The following is a 2532-nucleotide window of genomic DNA, read 5'->3' on the forward strand; positions in this document are numbered from 1 at the left end:
GAGGCCCCGACGCGGCCTTCGCCACGGCGCTCGACCCGATCGGCCGTGTCCTGCCCGATGCCGGGCGCGCCCAGCTCGGCGCCGCGCTGCGCCGGGCCAAGCGCCAGGGCGCGCTGATCGTGGCCGCCGCCGACCTCGCCGGGCTCTGGGGACTCGACCAGGTGACGGAGGCGCTGTCCCGCCTCGCCGACACGACGCTGGAGGCGGCGACCAGCCAGCTGCTGCGCGAGGGCGCGGCACGCGGCGACCTGCGGCCCGCCCGCAACGGCCGCGGCGCCGGCATCACCGTGCTGGGCATGGGCAAGCTGGGCGCGCGGGAGCTGAACTATTCCTCCGACGTGGACCTGATGATCCTCTTCGATCCGGAGGCGATGCCGGAGGCGGACCGCGCCCAGTCCACCGCCGTGCGCTTCGCCCGCGACCTGGTGAAGCTGATGGAGGAGCGCACCGAGGAGGGCTACGTCTTCCGCACCGATCTCCGCCTGCGCCCCGACGGCGCCGCGCAGCCGCTCGCCGTCAGCATCCCGGCCTCCGTCTCCTACTACGGCAGCATGGGGCAGAACTGGGAACGCGCGGCGATGACCAAGGCCCGTCCGGTGGCCGGGGACAAGGTGCTGGGTCAGAGCTTCCTGGATGAGATCCGTCCCTTCGTGTGGCGGCGGCACCTGGATTTCGCGATGATCGCGGACATCCATTCCATCAAGCGGCAGATCCACGCGACGCATGGCCATCGTGGGGCGGGGACGGAGATAGCGGTCGCGGGCCATGACGTGAAGCTCGGCCGTGGCGGCATCCGCGAGATCGAGTTCACGGTGCAGGTGCTGGAGCTGATCTGGGGCGGCCGCGACCCCAGCCTGCGCGACCCGACCACCCTGGGCGCCCTGGCGGCGCTCGCCGGGGCCGGGCGGCTCGACCGGCGCGCGGCGGCGGACCTGGCCGATGCCTATACCTTCCTGCGCACCGTCGAGCACCGGCTGCAGATGGTGGCGGACCGCCAGACCCACCGGCTGCCGGAGGACGAGGACGGGCTGCGCCGAATCACCGCCTTCAGCGGCTTCAGCAGCCTGGATGCCTTCTCCGCCGCGCTCACCGCCTGCTTCAACCGCGTGGCGCATCACTACGGCCGCCTGTTCGAGAGCGCACCCGACCTGAGTGGGGAGGGCGGCAACCTCGTCTTCACCGGCACCGAGGACGATCCCGAAACCACGCGCACGCTGCGGGAGATGGGCTTCACCAACCCGGCCGGCATCTCCGCCCTGATCCGCGGCTGGCACCACGGCCATCGCCGCGCCACCCGCAGCGAACGGGCGCGCGAGCTGCTGACGCTCCTCATGCCGACCCTCCTGGCCGCCTTCGCGCGGCAGCGCGAGCCCGACGCGGCGCTGGCGCGTTTCGATACGCTGCTGGAAAAGCTGCCGACCGGCGTGCAGTTGCTCAGCCTTTTCCTGCGCAATCCGCACCTGCTGGAACGGGTGGCGGGAATCCTGGGCGCCGCCCCGGCGCTCGCCGACCACCTCGCCCGCCATCCCTCGGCGCTGGAGGGGCTGCTGGCCGGCGGTGCCGGCTCGGCCGCCGCAGCCCTGCCAGCCCTGGTCGGGGCGGCGCGGCACTATGAGGAGGCGCTGGAGGGCGCCCGCCGGCTCGTCACCGAAGGGCGCTTCGAGATCGATGCCGATGCGCTGGAAGGGCTGATCGACGCCGACACCGCCGGGCAGGCGCGCTCCGAGCTTGCCGATGCCGCCATCGGCGCCCTGCTGCCGGAGGTGCTGCGCGAGTTCTCGGCCCGCTATGGCCGCATCAGGGGCGGCTCCATGGCGGTGGTCGCCATGGGCAAGCTCGGCGGGCGGGAGATGCAGCCGGGCTCGGACCTGGACCTGATCCTGATCTACGACCATCCGCCGGGGGTGCAGGACAGCAGCGGCGGCCCGCGCAGCCTGCCGGCGCCCACCTGGTTCGCCCGGCTGGCCGCGCAGTTCATCGCCGCCATCACCGCCCCGGGAGCGGAGGGGAAGCTCTACGAGGTGGACATGCGGCTGCGTCCCTCCGGCAACAAGGGCCCCATGGCGACCGGTCTCGCGGGTTTCGAGCGTTACCACGCCGAAGGGGCCTGGAGCTGGGAGCGCATGGCCCTCACCCGCGCCCGCCCGCTGGCCGGGCCGCCGGCGCTGCGCCGTCACATCGCCGCCGCCGTGCGCCACGCCCTGGCCCTGCATGCCGGGCCGAAGGTGCTCTCCGATGCACGCGACATGCGCGCCCGGATGCTGCGCGACCTGCCGCCCGAGGGGCCCTGGGACGTGAAGGCCATGCGCGGCGGGCTGGTGGAGGTTGAGTTCATCGCCCAGGCCCTGCAATGCGCCCATGCCGCCAGCCATCCGCGCATCCTGGCGACGACGACGCGCGAGGCCCTGGCCCGGCTGGCCAAGGCCCGGCTGCTGCCGCCCGAGGACGCCGCCGCCCTGATCCGCGCCGACCGGTTCTGGCGCAGCATCCTGTCTCTTGATCACATCTACGCACAGCTCCACCGTAAGGCGA

General features: G+C 73.3%; 1 protein-coding gene. It reads left to right on the forward strand.

The genetic code is table 11. The features are described 5' to 3' along the window. Positions 1-2532, forward strand: a 2532-nt coding sequence (locus ROTAS13_RS22900; protein WP_075823535.1) for a bifunctional [glutamine synthetase] adenylyltransferase/[glutamine synthetase]-adenylyl-L-tyrosine phosphorylase, incomplete at both ends; no start/stop codon positions are given.

The organism is Roseomonas sp. TAS13 (assembly GCF_001950415.1).
In the GTDB taxonomy this organism is placed as follows: Bacteria; Pseudomonadota; Alphaproteobacteria; order Acetobacterales; family Acetobacteraceae; genus Roseomonas; species Roseomonas mucosa.